At 37.4% G+C, this 19,555-nt stretch carries 2 protein-coding genes; both read right to left on the bottom strand.

Going from position 1 to position 19,555, the window contains the following annotated elements; translation table 11 throughout:
• The coding region (locus VBZ51_RS18900) for a malectin domain-containing carbohydrate-binding protein (RefSeq protein WP_416577963.1) at positions 1-18,562 on the bottom strand (18,562 nt) is incomplete at its 3' end.
• Positions 18,563-19,087: 525 nt separating this feature from the next.
• A complete protein-coding gene (locus tag VBZ51_RS18905) occupies positions 19,088-19,369 on the bottom strand; it encodes a T9SS type A sorting domain-containing protein (RefSeq protein ID WP_416577964.1) in 282 nt (93 codons plus the stop codon).
• Positions 19,370-19,555 lie beyond the last annotated feature (186 nt).

Genomic DNA, 19,555 nt, shown 5'->3' on the forward strand with positions numbered 1-19,555 from the left:
CTTCCGATCGGTTCGTACCATCGGTGGAACTGTATACGATATCGTAACCGCCCACTACGTCCATAAAGGAACTAGAGTCTATGTCCACCGGAGACCCGTCGTCCGTCGTGGCCCCAAGCTCGGTATAGCCCGACCCAAGCTCTATGACCTGGGGGTTCGCCCCGTTCAACGTAATTACGGGTGCGGTCGTGTCCGGACCATGGTCGCCCGGAAGGTACTGTACCAGCGTCGCCTTCGTGGCGGTGGAACTGTCGTCCACATACCCCGAAACGCCACCACGGCCGCGCAAATGGATACTCACGAGATCCGTGCCGCCGTCACTGTACACCTGCACCCGGAGCGCATCCGCCTCGATAGGGTACTGAGCGCCACCGCCCCATTCATAGATGCCCGAGTCGATCCAGCCACCCTTGCCCTCTTCAAGAACCGTCCACGTACCGTTGCGAAGATAAGAGATGCGCCACATGGAGTTGGGCTGGGGCTGGTTGGGGTACGTCCCGCCGAAGGTGATATAGTTCACCAGCTTGGTACTCGACCAGTCCACCTGCCAACGGAAACCGTCCTCCGCGCCCGGACGGCCCAGGTTGTCCCTATAGGCCACTCCGTACTCGTTGAATCGCGTAGGCGTATAATAATTCTCCGTCACGGGGTCGTACAAGATCGCCTCCATGGTTCCCCGACCTCCGTCGACACTTCCTCCAAGGACGGCATCATCCAACAGTGCCAGGTTGATATCCGCATCAGGGGCATTGAACGCTTCAGTAACATCCACTACCTCAACACGCCTGATCACCTCTTCCGATTCATTTCCAGAACTGTCTTTAACATTATAAGTTACCACATAAGTACCTTCAACTTCAGTAGTAACTATATCACCGCCTATAATAACTAACTCGCTGATGTCACCATCAATATTATCAATTGCTAACACTCCCAATTCAACATACTCATCACCTATGTTCAATTCCAAATAAGACTCACCGTTTAAAGTAATCACAGGGTTTTGATTATCTATATCTTCATTAGACAATATTTCTATAGCTGATAATTTTGGTTGATTAATGCCATCGACTCCTTCTGCTTCTAATACTAAATTCAACATTCCATCAGATATAGTTACATCAAAAGTTTTAATTACTTCATTTTGAGCACCAACATCTGAATTAATATCATAATCATCAAGTATCGTATTGCCTTCTAATGTTACATCAAAAATACGTTTGTTTTCTCCATCTGGACCTCCACCATTTGCTCCCCAATAAATTTCAGCGAAATGAAGCATCACTTTATAATCTCCATTTCCTAATGGAATATCATACCCAAAAGCAGGAGGGTCAGCACTACGCTCTGTTTGATACAATGTCGAAACGGTAGCTTGAGTATTTTCATATATTTTACCTCCTACAAAATAATTATCAGATATAAATAATTCGCCATTGTGCATTAACTCTGAACCACCAGCGTTAATACGCAGGGCATAACTATAATGCAATTCTTCTGGTAATACGGTTAAAGAAACTTCATCAAAATCAACATTACCCATATTGTCAGTAACAGTCAATCTATATATATACATACCCTCAACTAAATTGCCTACGGATAATGTCGAAGAATTTACGCCATTTAATGATTCGCCATTTGGACCACTTTCCTTAGTCCAAACATATGAAGTAATCGTACCATCGGAATCTGTTCCCGAACCTACTAGCTCAATATTATTGGTTGGCAACGTAATACTCTTATCTTCACCAGCATCTGCAATAGGAAGCTCATTAGCAACTCCTAAACCAACTACTTCAATAGCCGATAACTTTGGCTGATTGATCCCGTCACCACCTGACGCATCGAAAACTAAGTTTAAAATACCATCCGACATCGTTACATCAAAAGTTTTAGTCACTGCTGTTTGAGAACCTACATCGGCATTAATATCATAATCATCTAGTATGGTATTCCCTTCCATAGTTACATCGAATACGCGTTTATCCTCTCCCGCAGCTCCACCTCCGTTGGCTCCCCAGTAAATCTCAGCAAAATGCAATATTACTTGATAATCACCATCAACCAATGGAATATCATAACCAAACGTTGGAGGTGAGGCACTACGCTCTGTTTGATACAAAGTAGCAACTGTGGCATTTGTGTTCTCATATACCTTACCGCCAACAAAATCACGATCCGCAGCAAAAACATCACCGTTATGAATTAACTCCGGTCCACCTGCATTAATACGTAACGCAAAGTCATTAACAACTTCGTCCTTAGCTTCTACGTCTATAGTAAATGAATCCATAAGGTTACCAGCATCTGTTACTTTCAAAGTAACTGAATAAATACCGGCAAACTCATAAGTGTGTTGGGTTATTTGATCCGTTAAAACTGGAGAACCATCTCCAAAATTCCATTCATATGTCAATCCACTTTCTGCATCATTTGAGGCACTACCATCAAAATTAAATTGAAGCGAATTCACCCCTCCTATTGGTGTAATAGAAGCAACAGCATTCGGAGCTGTATTTCCAACACCTGTAACCGTAATAGTTATATAATCAGTATGCGACAAACTTAGATTATCAGTAACAGTTAAACTAGCTTGATAAACACCCACTGTATTGTAGGTATAATTTGTAACAGCATCTGTTGATGTTCCACTTCCATCACCAAAATTCCATAGATATGACACGATATTGTCGTTATCGTCAGATGACCCACTTCCATCAAAATCAACGTAAAGTGCAGCGGGGCCTTCAATGGTATTTGTTGTAATTACGGCCACAGGTGCTTGATTCGCTTCATTAATGCTAATTGAAACGTTTGCAATTGCCTGTAGTCCTGTTTCATCTTCAACAGTATAACTAAACGAATCGGAACCTACATAATCTAAAGCTGGTGTATATAATACTTCTGTGCCCGCTTCATTTAACTCTGCTAATCCACTTAAAGGACTTTCAACTGACACAATGGTAATTAGATGATCATTTGGATCAGAATCATTATCCAACAATGCCAAGTTGATAGCAACATTTTGCTCTGTTACATAACTATCATCATTCGCAACTGGTGGTTCACTTATGCTAATTTCAAAACTAGTTAAAGCAGTAAGTCCGTTAGCATCTTCTGCAGTTAAAACTATAGAATAACTTCCCGTTGTTCCTACTGGTGGTGTTCCTTCGAAAAGACCTGTAGTAGAATCAAAATTTATCCAAGATGGTAGTACTTCACCATTTGCAGTAGCAGTTATTTCCAAAATATTTCCGGGATACCCTTTATCAAAATATTCATTAGTATCTAATGAAAACAATTCATTAATTGCAACTAATAAATCATCTATAGGTTGTGCTGTTGGCACCGCTTCAGGTCTAATATTAATAAAATAGAATGTATTATCATTCCAATCACAGTTAGCAGAACCTGCTCCACAACCTCCTTGTACAAAATCTTGCAAAACTATATATTCATTAGGAATCACATCGCCATTATGGTCTATAACTTTGTACACTCTTGCTCCTAATAAGTCCGGTCTATTGCCATTAATATTATTGCCTCCACTTGTTAAATAATTGGAAATTGCAATTCTAAATGGTCCGCTTATAGAAGTAGCAGTATCAAAATTAATTCCATCACCCTTTCTAGGTAGTAATGTTTGATAATAGGTACCATCATGACTAAAGTTAATTCCTCCAACAGTACCTGTTCCGTCAACCTCTACAAACTTTGCTCCATTTGAACTTGGACCACCATGTAATGCAGAAATCTGTATTCCAATAACCGGTTTACTTGGATCTGCCTGAACAAATGTTGAAGACAAAATTAAATCTCCCTCATATCCTGCATCAATGTTTTCAGCTATAGGATAATTTGAACTAGGTCTGTATGGTAATGCATTTGGAGGTGTTATTGTACCTTCATCATTTACTACACTTAACATACTGGATTCAAACCCAAATGCATCAAAAACTTCTTGTGCATTAATTTCATCACCACCTTCAGGTTGAGGCGAATATGCACCATGTAAAGTTGCTTTATTTTCTAAGGCATTATCTGCATTAGAAATAATCTCAATTGATTCTACAAAAATGCCATTACTAACAGTACTGGTTCCTCCAATAAAAGTTACATCTACATCGGCATAACTTCCAGTCTCAATAGTTAAAGGTAAAGTAGCTATTCCACCAGTACTATCTAATAATTCATAAGAATAATCATTAGCGTCAGAAATGTTTATTGCAGTCACTACTAATGTACCAGTACCTGAATTATTCAATCGCATTACATTTGAATCATGGACTTCGGCCTGTCCTGGATTGCCTAATCTATGAAAAGTATAATAATCATCTGCTGGAAAACCTCTATCCGTACCAGGAATTTTAGTCATATTTTCTAAGGCTAACAAAGCACCAGATGGAGTTTCAATGGTAAACTCAAATGTCTCTTCAGCGATGTTTCCATTTGCATCTTCTGCAGTAACTACTAAAACGTGATTACCGACGTCCACTACATTAATTGGCACACTATATCCTTCTAAGACATTGTCATCTAACATATATTCCAATCGAACAATGCTACCACTTTCACTTTCATCAATAGCACTTAATTCTATAGACACTGCTCCCCTATAAGTATTCTCATCACTACTATTGCCGTCGAAATCAGCTACAATTGTTGGTAATAATAAAGAAGTATCTATAGGTGCTAAACGAATATAATTAGGTTTAGCATTGGCTCCACCTGCACCTAATGACAATCGGAGCAGGCCATCCGTAACCTCAACCATGTTTGTTTGTTCAAAACTGCCATAATCATCAGGTGCCGTACTTTCTTGATTATAATTAATAATTGTAACACCGTTGACATCTAAAACATGATTACTATCTGAAAAATCTGGATCTCCAACACTAATATTTACGGAATAAGACCCATTAGGCACATTTACAACCCAGTCCCTTTGAGGGTAGTTGGTTGCATTGTTATGACCAATAATTGTAAACGTACTCAACAGTGCATCACCCTCTCTATTTCTACCATTAACTGCTGCATTTGCAGGGGTTAATGTACCAGGTTCTACCCAACCAAAACTTAAATCTCCTAAAGAAGTATCCTGAACACCATAAGGCACCCCTAAATCATCAATATATCCTTGTGGAGAAACCGCAATATCATCAGCATCTTGAAAATTAAATTGATATACATACACCAATTCATTTGTAACGGATAAATTAACATCTATAGTAGCGTCTTGATAATTAGATGCAGTAGCCGTAATTGTTGCTTGATAAGATCCTATTGACAGCCCTGTTATGTCAACACCAATTTCGAACGAAGAATTGATCTCAAAACTTGTTGGCAACACAACCCAATCTTCAGACGAAGTCAAACTAATTTCACTGGAAGTTACGCCTCCATTACCTGAAAGCATCAATTCTTGTGTTGGAATTTCTTCTTGATTTATAGGAGCTACATAACTTAGTTCATTCTTATTAAAATCTAAAACTAAAGTTCCATCTTCATAAGGAACAACATTATCTATAATGAACATATAATCTTGATAATCACCATTTGATGCATCTTCAAATGCTATCAAATAGCTATTTTCAATTGGATTTCCATCCCGATCTGCCATGGGGTAGATTCTAGTTCTATGCACAACACCTGAGGGTTGTATTGCGTTTAACCCATCTTCAGAATAATTTATTCTACCAAAGGAATTAGAATCAACATAAAATCCGAACACTGCACCCAATGGATCAAACACATTATCCCCAGAAACTATAGGGGGAAATAAGGTCTGCGCGTTTTCAATTTCACCTTCTAACACACCAACTTCATTAAGTGCAACTACGCCTTCTGTATTAGTATACCAACCGAACGGAAGTTCTTCTGCTGGCGAATAGCGACCAACCGGAGTAACATTTACAGGTGCGTCTGAAGCTTTTATCCATAATTCCACTTCTGATTCATCTCCACTTGGAGCCGGATTAGTCCCATTGGCTAATGAGGTCCATCCTACATTTACTCCAATTCCTAAAGCATCCACAACATCCTGTAAAGCTGGTTCTTCACCACCTTCAAATCCTGCCTTTTTCAAAGCGTGCAAACCAACTTCGAAACTTGGATTAACTTCATCATCACTAGTTAACACTAAACTTGCTTCTTGATATCCAAGATTAGAACCGTTTAAGTCAGGTGCATATGTAATAGAATAAACCTGAGATTCACTAGGTGCAAGAGAAATTGCACCTGTTGGAGTAACTGATTCGAACTGATCAGCATATTCTCCAGTAATAGTTGCACCAGAAATATTTAAAGCAGCAGTACCTTCATTAGTTACGGAAACAGTTTTTGTGTTTGAATTTTCACCTTCATTGTTAACTGTAATTTCAAAAATCAATTCATCTGGTGTAGCTGCAATTTCAGGACCTACTGTTGCAGGTACCGTTGCACGTAATAGTGTTAATTTAGGTGTACCATTATTATCTCTGTCGTATTCAGATATATAGATATTACCAGTTCTCGGATCTTCAATTACATCTAATGGATCATCAAATCCACCCAATCCAGGCACATCTCCATTAACATTTCCAATATCGCCATTAGACTTTGGCTGCATTACTAAGATATCATCTTGACCGCTAAAACGCACTACCATCAATAGTCCTTGAAGTTTGCCTCCAAAGGCATTACTTTGATATTCTATCGCTCCATTTGGAGATTTATTTTTACCAAAATCAAATGCTGGCTCCCTATAATTTGGATCTGGACCTAAATCATTAGGGTACTTTGCAACATCTGTATAAGATGCTTCTTCTTGACCTGGTAATCCGCTATATGGAGCTCCACCATGATTTAATACAAATTCACCTCTATATGGATTTGGATGACCATGATATGACCCCCCCTGAGTTTTAAACAGCCAATCTTTTTGGGTTTCACCGCCCGTTAATAAAGGCACATCAGGAATGGTAGTTAATCCATCTATTCTTCTTGCTAATGGATAGTCATCCGTAGAAGGAGAATTCGGAGAATTGTTATTGTTCCCAGCTGTACCATTTGTAGGAATGTACAACCAACCATTTGAGTGCCATACCAAATCATAAGCATTTCGTACTCCAGTTGCAAATATTGTTAAAGGCGCATTTGTTGCAAATGGATTATAAGAACCATCACTCATGGTTAAACTACCTGAAGTAGCACTATTTATAACACTAATATTATCAGTAGTATAGGCGCTTAATGGTAAATCTGATGGTAATTTATCCAATTCTACCTTTAATATTGCTCCGGCCAATAATCTTTCCGGTCTATTTACCCAATTTGGATCAGGATCACCACCAGCTGTATTACTTCCTTGACTAATAAACATATCACCTTGCAAGTCAAATTCTATACTATTGGTTAAATGATCTTTACCAGAACGTGGTAAATGAATGATTAAATCTTCAACCGTTGAAAGTGTTGGACCAGAAAGCTTACTTAAAATACCATCCCATTCTGGACCATTAGTAACTGAGGCAGTACTATGTGTTACATAGGCAATTAGATTTTCTGCAGTTGAAGCAGGATCAAATGCCAGTCCAATAATTAACCTGTCGTTATTAGCTCTAGCCCCATCCTCCGGATGCACTGCTCCTTGCAATTCTGGACTAAGTATTTCTAGATTTTCCAAAGTACCATCAATTGCCATATCCCAACGATAAATTTTACCATCAGAATTAAAGTTGCCAATAGTACTCGCGTAAAGTTTGCCATCTGGCCCGATTACCAAACTTGAAAAACGTTGATTTGATGTACCATCTCCTAATGCTATACCACCAGGTACTTTTGTAAATTCTACTCCAGTCAAATCTAATTCAGCAACCGTATCTTCATCACCGGTCGTGAATTGAGATTCAAACTCAGCAAATGCCAAACGATCCGAAGTATCACCTACTAGATTAGCTTCAATATCACTTGTAAGTCTAAAAACGTAATTGGTAAACGGTTTCAAAGGGCTTAATGGAGTTAATGTAATTGCATCTCCACCACCTGTGTCATTTGAATTTGAAGGTACAAGTACTTCACCACCTGTGGTAACTTCGTAAAGGTTTACATTTCCTGCGTAGGTAGTTTTATCAAGTTCATAGCCTACTGGAGTAACAACTTCTACATTTATTTGAAAGTCCGTTATTGCAACATTTACGGCATTATGACTTGGTGTTACATTTGTGAAAAACGGCTCCGAAATTTCACCTCCTTCTAATATTGTTAGGGAGTTAATTTTTGTATTATGACCTCCTGAGGCATCTATTGTTAATCTACCATCAGAAACTGTTACAGTTGTAGTACCGGAAGTAAACCTAGTGGCAGAACCTACAGTTCCTGTCGGGGTATATCCATCTATAATATTTATACCTTCTACATTAATTGTGTGATTTGGAATGTCATTAGAATTTGAATCCACACTTGGATCTCCTACCCCTACCGAAACAGTATAATTACCATTTGGAACAGCCATTTCCCAAATACCTTCCGTAAGTACTCCATTTGTTCCTGCTCCATTATTTACATCGCCATATTGCATATGTATTAATGTATTTTGAAGAACATCAACACTTCCAACTTCTCTATTTCTAGCGTTTTCAGATAAATCTAAAGCAGTTTGCCCATTTGTTGTTAACCATCCATATGAATAAGAATTACCTCTATCTGCAAAACCTAATCCTGAATCAACTAAATAACCTGTAGGAGGAACATCCTCTGGTAATGAAAAATTAATACTTACAGGTTGAAATGTTACTTGGTTTTCTGGTGTAATTGCAAAATCTTCAAAGACATATACAACATCCGCAACCAATTCTCTTCGTTTGGTAGCATATACACCGGCAAAACTCTGATTACTATAATCTGCATTACCGCTTAAATAAACAGAAGGTAATGGCAATGAACCAACAAGTATTTCTGTTCCATTGTTTAAGGTATAATAAGCCGTTAGCAAATTATTTTCGACATCAACAAATAGTCGTAAGTTAACATTACTTGAATGTAAACCTGTTACATTTGTAGCTCCAATTTTTGATGCATCCCCTGAAACTCCAGCGACTTCAGATCTTAATTCTACCTGTCCGCCATTAGAAACATTTAATTTAACAAAGTTGTCTTCATCCAAACCAAACCATAAACCGCCTTGTTCAGAATCGTTACTTCCATCTGAATACGGATTTATTAATGTGGTCTGAATACTAAAATCACCAATAGTGTTAGCGTTAAATGCTACGCCCAAAGTATTTATTTGAGAGTTAACATCTGTACTTGTTCCTGAACCAGTACCATTAATTATATATGCTATACCATTGCTTGCATTAATATTTAAGTTTCCACTTGTCACACTAATTTTTGATGGTTCATAACCGGGAACATTTGGATTAGAAATGCTTCCATCTGCTGCTATTCTTGCAGATGGATTATCTACCATTGTAAATCCAGTATTGCTCAGACCACCTTCTGTACCGTCAAAATCTAATGCAAATGGCAGAGATACTGCTAATTCACTACATTCCAACGTACTTATTGGAGCGCATGCCTCAACTGGCGTATCATCAAAAGGTTGAATATTTCTAGCAATTACAACAATATCTTGGTAATCATACCCAGAAACATGTTCTTCTGTAGCAATTATATAGGCATTTTCTTCACCTGGAAGCTCATAAATTCTAACATGGTGAGGAATTGCACCACTAAAAGTATTTAGGATATCTTCACTAAACAATTGTCTATTACTAAAGTATGGCCATCTACTAACAAATCCGAAACTTTCAATTCCTGGGTCAAAACTTAATGAGCCATTTACAATAGGGTTCAAGGTTTGACCATTATTCGTAGTCGTATTTTCTATATTAAATATTTCAGTAACACTATTTACATCTCCAGATTCATACCATCCAAATGCTACAATAGGATTATTCGCTTCCGGACCATATACACTTAATACCTCTAAGGTTACCGGTGCATCCGATGCTCTTTCAAATTTTTGAATAGCAACTTCATCTCCTAGAATGTCATTATAAGATGCCCCACTTTCTAAATCAATTAAATTAGTAGACGTATCAGTATCTCCAACGTTAACTACACCATCACCTAATTGTGTATTTAATATCCATTGCAATGATGGTTCACTAGCTCCACCTGTTCCTGCTTTGCCCAGACCACTTAATGAAATAATTACAGGCTCAGCATCGGTACCGGAAATTGTTAACTCAGCAAACTTAGGACCATTTGATGTAGGATCAAATATGATATCAAATGAACCTGAATTTTGAGCAGCTATACTTGAAGGCAACCCGGAAAAACTAAACTGATTTGCATCATCTCCAGTAATTTGAGCAGTTATATTGTTTAATGTTGCATTTCCTAAATTAGACAATGTAATCTCTTCGGAATAAGAATTGGTTCCACTGCTAACAGCATCACCAGAAAAATCATCATTACTAACAACTATTACCGCTTTTGGTGTTGATTGATTACTAGGTTTAAGTAAAATTATATTACTACTTCCATAATCAGAAACATAAATATTTCCTGTGTTAACATCTTCAATAAGATCTAAAGGATCGTTAAAGCCAGTAAAACCAGGAATTCCAACTTTAAATGTAGAAATATCGCCATTCGGTCCGTCGGGAACTAAAGCTATAATATCATTACCCCCACTATATCTAACCACTAAAATAGCTCCTTGTAGGTTTCCATTTTCTGCATTACTACGGTATTCTATAACTCCATTTGGAGATTTATTTAATTCGAAATCAAAAGCGTCACCCCTATAATTAACATCAGCTGAAACTCCATTATATACAGCATTATTTACATCGGCATCACCTCTGTTCAATACGAATTCTCCACGTAACGGATTCGGATGTCCGTAAAAGCCAATAGTACTATTAGGATCTATTCTGAAGAGCCAGTCACGCTGAACATTATTTCCATTTGAAGCTGGAATAATTGGATAAAGAGGATTTGAATGGTCGTAAAAAGAACCATCCGGTCTTCTGGTTCCATCAATTGATGCTGGAGCATTACTTCCTCCTGCTGTACCATTAGTAGGTACATATAATTGACCATTTGAATGCCAAACTAAATCATATGCATTTCGAATACCAGTTGCAAAAAGCGTTAAAGGAGCATTTATATAATATGGATTATAAGTGCCGTCATCTGCGTATGTTTGTCCGTCCTCAGTATATGTTGAAACTGTAGAAACTAAAGTTGGCGAACCTGTATTTACACTATTAATAGCCGCAGGATCCATTGTGGTTTTAGCATTTAAAGGCCATTGATTTTCAGGAAGCTTATCTAAATCTAGTCTTAAAGCAGAAGCTGACAATAACCTTTCTTTACGATTACCCCATGCATTATCTGGAGCCCCAGCAGCACTATTACTACCCTGGTTGAAATAAAGAACATTTGGTTCATCTGATTTAAAGGCAATACTATTTGTTAAATGATCCTTTTTAGATCTTGGTAAATTTGTAACTATTAAATCTTCATTCTCTAAATTAGCACCTGTAAGTCGTGAAATCTTACCATCCCAAGATGGAGCATTATTTAAGGCACCGGATTGATGCGTGATATAAACGATAAGATTGGTAGCTGTTGCATCGGGGTCAAAAGCAAAACCGATTGCAGCTCTAGACCCATAACTTGACTTCCAAGCATTTAAAACTTGTTCATTAGCTAGTGTACCGTCAGCATTTAAGCCCCAACGATGAATATCGCCATCTATTTCAAGACCATATAATTTACCATCAGGACCAATAGTTAATGTTGCGTATTTTGCTCCAGAAGCAACTATACCTACATTTTCAAAAGATACATTGTCCAAATCGGTTGTTGGACCACCTCCACCACCTCCGGTTGTAAAACTAGAAGTAAAAAATGCAAAAGGTTCGCCAGTAACATCAAGCACTCCATCTATTTCTACAACATAAGTTGTATTCGATTCTAATGGCTGTGATGGAACAATACTAATAGCATCTCCTCCTCCAGTGCCATTCGCCGTAGAGGCAATTGGTGTTGTATTACCTTCCTTATAAATTTTAACTGTTGAATTATTGATTGAATTATTATCTACACCTGTATTTCCAATTTCATCAAAATTTGGCAAAAACAGATTATTTGCAGAAACACTTGCATTTACCGAAACTCCTGTAGCACCATCTGATGGCGTAATACCTAAAACTAATGGTGTTTGTTTTTCACGAACTTCTAAATTTATAGTAATTTCCGCATTTTCGTATCCTAATTCAGGGTCATCAATTGCAAAAACTCTAGTACTATATGTGCCCGCAGGAACATTTTCTTTTATACTAAAAGTAACCTCACCAACAGTAGTCTCAGAGGGTAACACTAACCATTCAAATGCATCTGGATCATCTGAAAATATTACTGTTGGATTTCCAGAGGTAGAAGACAGTAGTGTTGATTGATAAGGTATTGTTGTACCTACATTACCAATAAAGTTAAGTTCAGAATCATCAAAAGCTAATTCTAAAGCAACTTCCTCTACTGCTATTTCAAAATCTTTAAATATCGCAGTTATTGATTGGTCTTCAGCAGCATTTCGGTGCGTAGTAAAAACACCTGCAAAATTTAATTCCTTTGCTGGGTTAGCAGAATCGAAAGTTGTTCCTTCAAAATAATTGGAAGGCACACTTAAAACATCACCCCCTGAATTTGAAACTAAAATTTCAGCTCCTCCATTAAAAGAATAGTAACCTTTAACCGTATTATTAATTGGATCTAACTCCATTCTAAGTGTAATTTCACCAGTATTGGATGCTATATTACCCGTATTAATTTCTAAAAATGCAGTTTCGGAAGTTGTTTCATCCATATTTTCAACCTGCAATTGTACTTTTCTTGATGTATTACCAGTTTTAAGAATAGCCAATTTTAAATAGTGATCCTCATCTAAACCAAACCAAATACCCGCTTGTTGCGAATTATTGGTAGCACTAACGGAAAAATCGGGATTTTCTAAAGTTGAGCTAACACTAAAAACACCAGAAGGAACAACTAATCCTGCACCAAGTGCATTCATTTGAGAATTTGTATTATTACTTCTTGGTGCACCTACTGGTTGGTTATAAAAGATACCTTTAGTACTTGTTATAGATAGACCGTTCGCATTTTGTGTAAGTAAACTTGGAGCATAGCCAGACACATCTGAATGAGCTATAACATCATCAGCAGCTAAACGAGCACTTGGCTCTAAAACCATTGTTAAGCCTGTATCAGACATATTTCCATTAGCAACGGTAAAATCAAGTGCTAATGGTAATCCTACTTCAATTTCATCACAATCCAATGTACTTATTGGTGTACAGGGTATTGACTCTTCAGTTACTGTCACAGTCCATGCTTCACTTGTAATTCCATCTTCAGCCGTTACTGTATATATAAATGGTGTACTAAAATCTTGTGAAGTATTAGACAGTGGACTAATTGTTGCACCAGTTGACAACTCAATTGTAGGTGTTAATGCTGTTAATGTAGTTCCACTTACTACTTGAATTGCAATTGTATTGTTTAAATCATCGATCGTTGCTATACCGGTTTCTTCAGTAAAACTAAATGCTGTTATTTCAGTTGCCGTACTAACGTTTGCAGAATGAACACTAAAATCATCAAAACTTGCAGTAAATTGAGCACCGGCTCTATGGGTTGCATAAATACCTGCGAAACTCATGTTGTCTTGTAACCCTGTTTCAATAATGTCTCTACCAGTAAAATAATCAGCTGGAATTTGAATAGACCCAAGAGAAACACTACTACCAGAACCTATCGTATAAATTGCTTCAGCAGTTAATGCAACAGGATTTACAATTAATTCTAAGGTTACATCATTTCCGGAAACACCGACGTTATTATCTTGTACTTGTTGTGATGCATTCGAAAGCCCTGCCGATTCAACTCGAATTTCTACGTTATCGTTATTTACATTTAACTTAACAAAGTTATCTTCATCATACCCAAACCATATTCCCGCTTGAGCTGAACTTCCACCTGTTACTATATTTAGAATTGTAGCTTTAATGGAAATCGATTCATTTAAACCATCAAATCCAACTCCTAAAGTATTTATTTGATTATTGTTGTTATTGCTAGCAGGTGGATTTAAATAAGCGATTCCTCCTTGTGATTGAATTTCTAACACTCCTGAATTCAATGATAAAAGTGATGCCTCATACCCATTTATATTCGGATTGGTTACCGAAATATCTCCATCTCTTCGCGCTTCTGAATTTTCTAGCACCATTGTAAAACCAGTACCCTGATTAGAATTTTCAAGTATTGAATTTTCTACGGATGAAGAAAAATCTAAATTAAGCGGCAACGAAACTTCAATTTCTTCACAATCTAATGTACTAATTGGAGAACAATATTCTATATCTATTACTTCAGTAATATTTATAGTAATATCTGCAGAAACAGTATTTTCTCCGTCGCTAACCTCAACAGCTAAAACATATTGAGGGTTACTATCAAAATCTAATTCAACTAGCGAAGTTATTTCGCCAGTAGAATTATTAACATCGAAGGCATTACCAATATTTCCAGCAGTAATTGTATAATTAAGATTTGCCGAATCAGAGTCTGTGGCTACTACTGTACCAATAATACTGTTTATTGCGAGATCTTCAACCGCAGTAAATGTTTGCTCATTTATAACTGGAGCATTGTTTATTTCTTCAGTTACAACCGCTGTATAATCTGTTGCAATACGAACTGGACCTAATTTCGCATTATTGGTATTTGAAGAACTAATAAACAATCGTCCTATTTCAGGTGTACCCTGCACTGTATGTGTACCCGCTGCTGTCCAAACTGTTTCATTAATATTCAATTTTGGTTGGGTTGTCCACGAATATGTAATTGTATCAACACCATCCCATTCACCTTGAACAACAAATTGGAATACCTCGTCAGAATCAACTACCAAGTTACCGTTATCTGAACCAGCACCGGCCAATCCAATTCTAGCAATTAATCCTCCAGAACCATCGTTAGCAACTTGTTCTCGAATCCATTGGTCACCTCCAATTTCATCATCAATTCGCAGTGCAGTTCGAACTCTTGCATTCGCACTTGTCACCTTAAAATAAGTACCAAAGTAAAAAGGCTCATTGGCAACTAAAGTTACCGATGAATTATCTAAAGGAATATAATCGTGTGTTTGACCACCTAAGGAGAAGTCAAGTGAATTCGTTGTATTTGGTGTTAAACCCTCAGCGATTACTGGAATTACGGCCCCTGTTCCATTTTCTCTTAACCAATCGGAAGGCGCCACTACATGTAGATTACCTACTCCATAAGAATCAAAATCCTCAATTATTGCAAAACCAGTAGTTTCAGAAATATCAGTAACAGTGATGGCAATATCTTGCACTGCAGTTAGTGCTCCCGAATCTGTAAGTGACACTTGTATATTATATACATTATCTGCTCCAGCATCTGTTGGATTTTCAAAATCAGGACTTGTTATAAAACCTATAACACCCGTTACTTGATCAATTTCAAAAAGTGAATCATCTACTAATCCAGTTAAAGAATATACGAGACCTGGACCTTCCACATCATTATCATCAGTAGCCTCAACATCAATTACAGCAGTTTGATTTTCTTTAACACTCACGGTGGCTAAACTTGTAATAGAAGGTGCCGTATTAGTTAATGTGGCCTCAGATACTGAAATCTGCCATACTTGAGTGGTTGTACCGTCTTCTGCGGTTACTGTATAGTCCACCGGATTTGTAAAATCTTGTACCAATCCACTTTCTGGGTTTATCGTTGCATTATCAGAAACTATTATTGTCGGTTCTAACCCAGTGAGTAACGTACCATTCAATACTTCAACTACTACTGTGTGCGCTACATTATCTATAATAGCAGCTTCAGATTGTTGATCTAGTGTAAAAGCCAGAATATCATTTGCATCACTAGGTGCCTCTGTTAAGGTTACCGTCCAAATCTGTTCTGACCCATTTTCAGCCGTAACGGTATAAATTATAGGGTTTGTAAAATCTTGTTCCAATCCGCTGTTCGGACTAATGGTTGCATTATCTGAAACCGTAATAGTCGGCACTAAATTGGTAAGTGAAGTGCCATGTGTTACCTCAATTGCGACTGTTTTTGCAGTGTCGTCAATGGTTGCAGCACCTGTTTCATTTTCTAAAGTTAAGGCGATAATATCATTTTCATCACTTAAAGAAATAGGAAGAATTTCGATAGCTTGTACAATTGCATTATTCGCTGAAGCTGCGAAATCTATATTCAATTCTCCATCGGCTACAAGCACATCATAACTTTGTAAGGCTAAAACTCCCTTACCATAAGATGTTGCAAGATCTAAATTGTTTATTAGCGTGTTTCCTTCAATTTTAACATCAAATACTCTTGCCCCCGTAGCATCATGAAAATTCTCAATCATATGAAGTGCCACTGTATATTCACCATTAGCAATAGGAAAATTATAACTGAAATCTGCTCCATATCTTCTTGGGTAATACAAATCCGTATCATTGTTTCCCACAAGCGTATATGAACTCGTAGATGCGGTAGTTGAAACTGTTTCTTCAAGAAAAACCGTATTTTCAACAACAAACAAATTACCATCCTTGGTATAATCTTGCCCTGCAACATTCATTCGATATGGAACTGAAACAGTTGGGACAACAATTGATTCCACTGTTATATCTGCATCTAATTCGGCAGGTTTAAAACCTTTTGCAGTTGCTATAATTTTATCATTTCTAGTATCGTTCTCCGCCAATGCAGAAGCATCAATAGTAAAATCAAATTGACCTAAAGTATTGGTTGTAGGTATTGCTAACCAATCATTTTCACCAGTAAGTGTTTTATCTACAACATTAATATTATCATTAATTACCAATCCGATATTTGTAGCTCCCGAACCGGAAAGTGCACTTGAAAAAGCTCCTGTTGCTCCATCTGCTATAATCTCACTTATTGTGTTTGGTGAGAAAGAAAGTATGCCATTAACTGGAGTTCCGGTACTTTCTACTATATCAATATGTGTGATTTTAGAATTAAAACCACCCACACCATTCATAGTAAGTAATCCATCATTAACTGCAACAATCATTGTCTCTATAACGGTTTGACCTGGTGTTGGAACAAAAGCAGGAATTATTGTGTACCCTTCCAAAGTAGCACTGTGACGACTATCAAGATTATTAGCATCTTTATCACCAAGACCTACCGTTACTTCATAAGTTCCATTTGGCACTTCGATTTCCCAAATTACTTCATTCCCTCTAGGTTGATTTAACCAAGATTGACTTCCTCCGCTATTAGAAATAATATTATCACCCTGAAAATGTATTAATGTTCCTTGTAATTTTTCTAGGTCCGAAACACTATTATAAGTACCAGTAATTCTATTTCTACCCGCTCCACCTGAAGCTCCAGAACCCCCATTATTTGAAACCTCATTTGAAATATCAATCGGTGTTAAACCGTCTGAAGCTAATTTCCAGCCAAATTGATAATTATTAGACCCAACTGATATGCTTGCGTTTCCAAAATTTTTGCCATAATCGGATACGTATCCTGTTGGAGGCGTGGTGAATGAAGGGTTATTTTGAAAATTTATGTGAGCTTCAAAAGGTGTAACTTCCTCATTAACAACAAAATTATCATAAGAAACCACTAAAGAGCCTCCAGTTGAACTTCTCGTGCTTGTCATTATTCCAGCAAAAGATATTGCATTCGTGGCTACATTATTATCGTGATCTACTCCAACAAAGAAAGACTCTGGCACGTTTAAAGAATTACCAGGACCAACTACTTGGACTTCAGAAGCACCGTCTAAAGTATAAAAACCAGTTACTGTATTTGTAACCGGGTCAATGGAAATCCTTAGGGTTATATTAGTAACCCCAATGGTGGGCACATTAACGGTATTTAGCTCCTCTATTGTCATGGTAGTACCAGAACCAGTTTCTCCCCCTACGTTTTGCTCTAATGCCAATTGAAACTTTTGAGCATTAGTGCCAGGCCTATCTACAGCAACTAATTTTATAAAATTATTTTCATTTAATCCAAACCAAATACCAGCTTGTTGTGACTTATTATCCGGAGTTGACGAATTAAAGTCTGGCTGCGCAAACGTTGCTTCTATATTTACCACATTGGTCCTAACAGTTAAACCAACACCTAAAGCATTCATTTGAGAATTTGTATTCCCACTACTAGAAGGTTGATTGTAATTTATTCCATTGGTAGCCATTACATTAAGTTGCCCCGATAACAACGACAAATTTCCACTTTTTAACCCAGGCACATTTGGATCTGCACCTATATCATCAGAAATTAATCTGGAAGAAGGAGCATCTACCATTGTAAAACCAGTACTTAAAATACCTCCTTGATTTCCATTAAATTCCAAATTTAATGGAAATTCAACTTCAACTTGACTACAGCCTAGTGTACTTATATTGGAACAAGGTGCTTGACCAAAAGAAATAGCCGTATAGAATAATAAAAATAAGAGTAGGGTAATTTTTTTCATAGAATTTGCTTTTCTGTTTCTTTAATGACTGGTTAGATTGTAATTATTGACAAAAAAAACTTGGGCATAGGAAAAAGCCCTATGTCCAAGTTTTATAATAGTCGACAAAAATTTGCAATAATTGATATATACGACATAGTCGTAAATTCATTGAAGCGGAATCTAAAAATCATTAGTATAGGTTTGGTTAATTAAAAACCAAAGCACTATTAGGTCAATTTATTAGCGTAAGTGGGGTACGTAATAAATACCTTTTTTGAAGGGGGAAATATTGACTTTAAAGTACAATATCTCAAAAAATATATCTTAAACAAGAATATATATTATACATTAAAATAGAGTCATTTAACGATTAAAGTATAATTTAATCGTTAAACGACTTATTATGAATAAGGTTTTTTAAAAGAAATGGTATTAATAATATTTTACATAATGATTGTTGTTGATCTAATTTCTATTTTAATAAATAAAAAAAGGAGACCTTGTCAGGTCTCCTTTTTTTATTTTTAGGTTAGTCGATAAATCCTATTGCCGTTGGATCAACATTTTCTGTTGGAACTCAACACCTGCGGTATCCGTTGTTTTTACAAAAAACACTCCCTCCGGCATATCCCTTACACTTATAGGTAAACCCCTATCGTCGATCGGCCCACCTTTGATGGTCTGAACCAACCTACCCGTTACATCGAATATCCGAATGGCACCTACAGTGGTCGGGAGATCGAAACTTACCGATGTTTCATCAACGGCAGGGTTCGGGTAAACGACCATACCGTTGCCAGGGCTCTCACTCGTTTTGGAGGACATGGACGATACCGGAAGGTACTGTACCAGTGTCGCCTTCGTGGCGGTGGAACTGTCGTCCACATACCCCGAAACGCCACCACGGCCGCGCAAATGGATACTCACGAGATCCGTGCCGCCGTCACTGTACACCTGCACCCGGAGCGCATCCGCCTCGATAGGGTACTGAGCGCCACCGCCCCATTCATA

The sequence above is a fragment of the Maribacter sp. HS genome (assembly GCF_048059195.1).
GTDB lineage: Bacteria > Bacteroidota > Bacteroidia > Flavobacteriales > Flavobacteriaceae > Maribacter > Maribacter dokdonensis.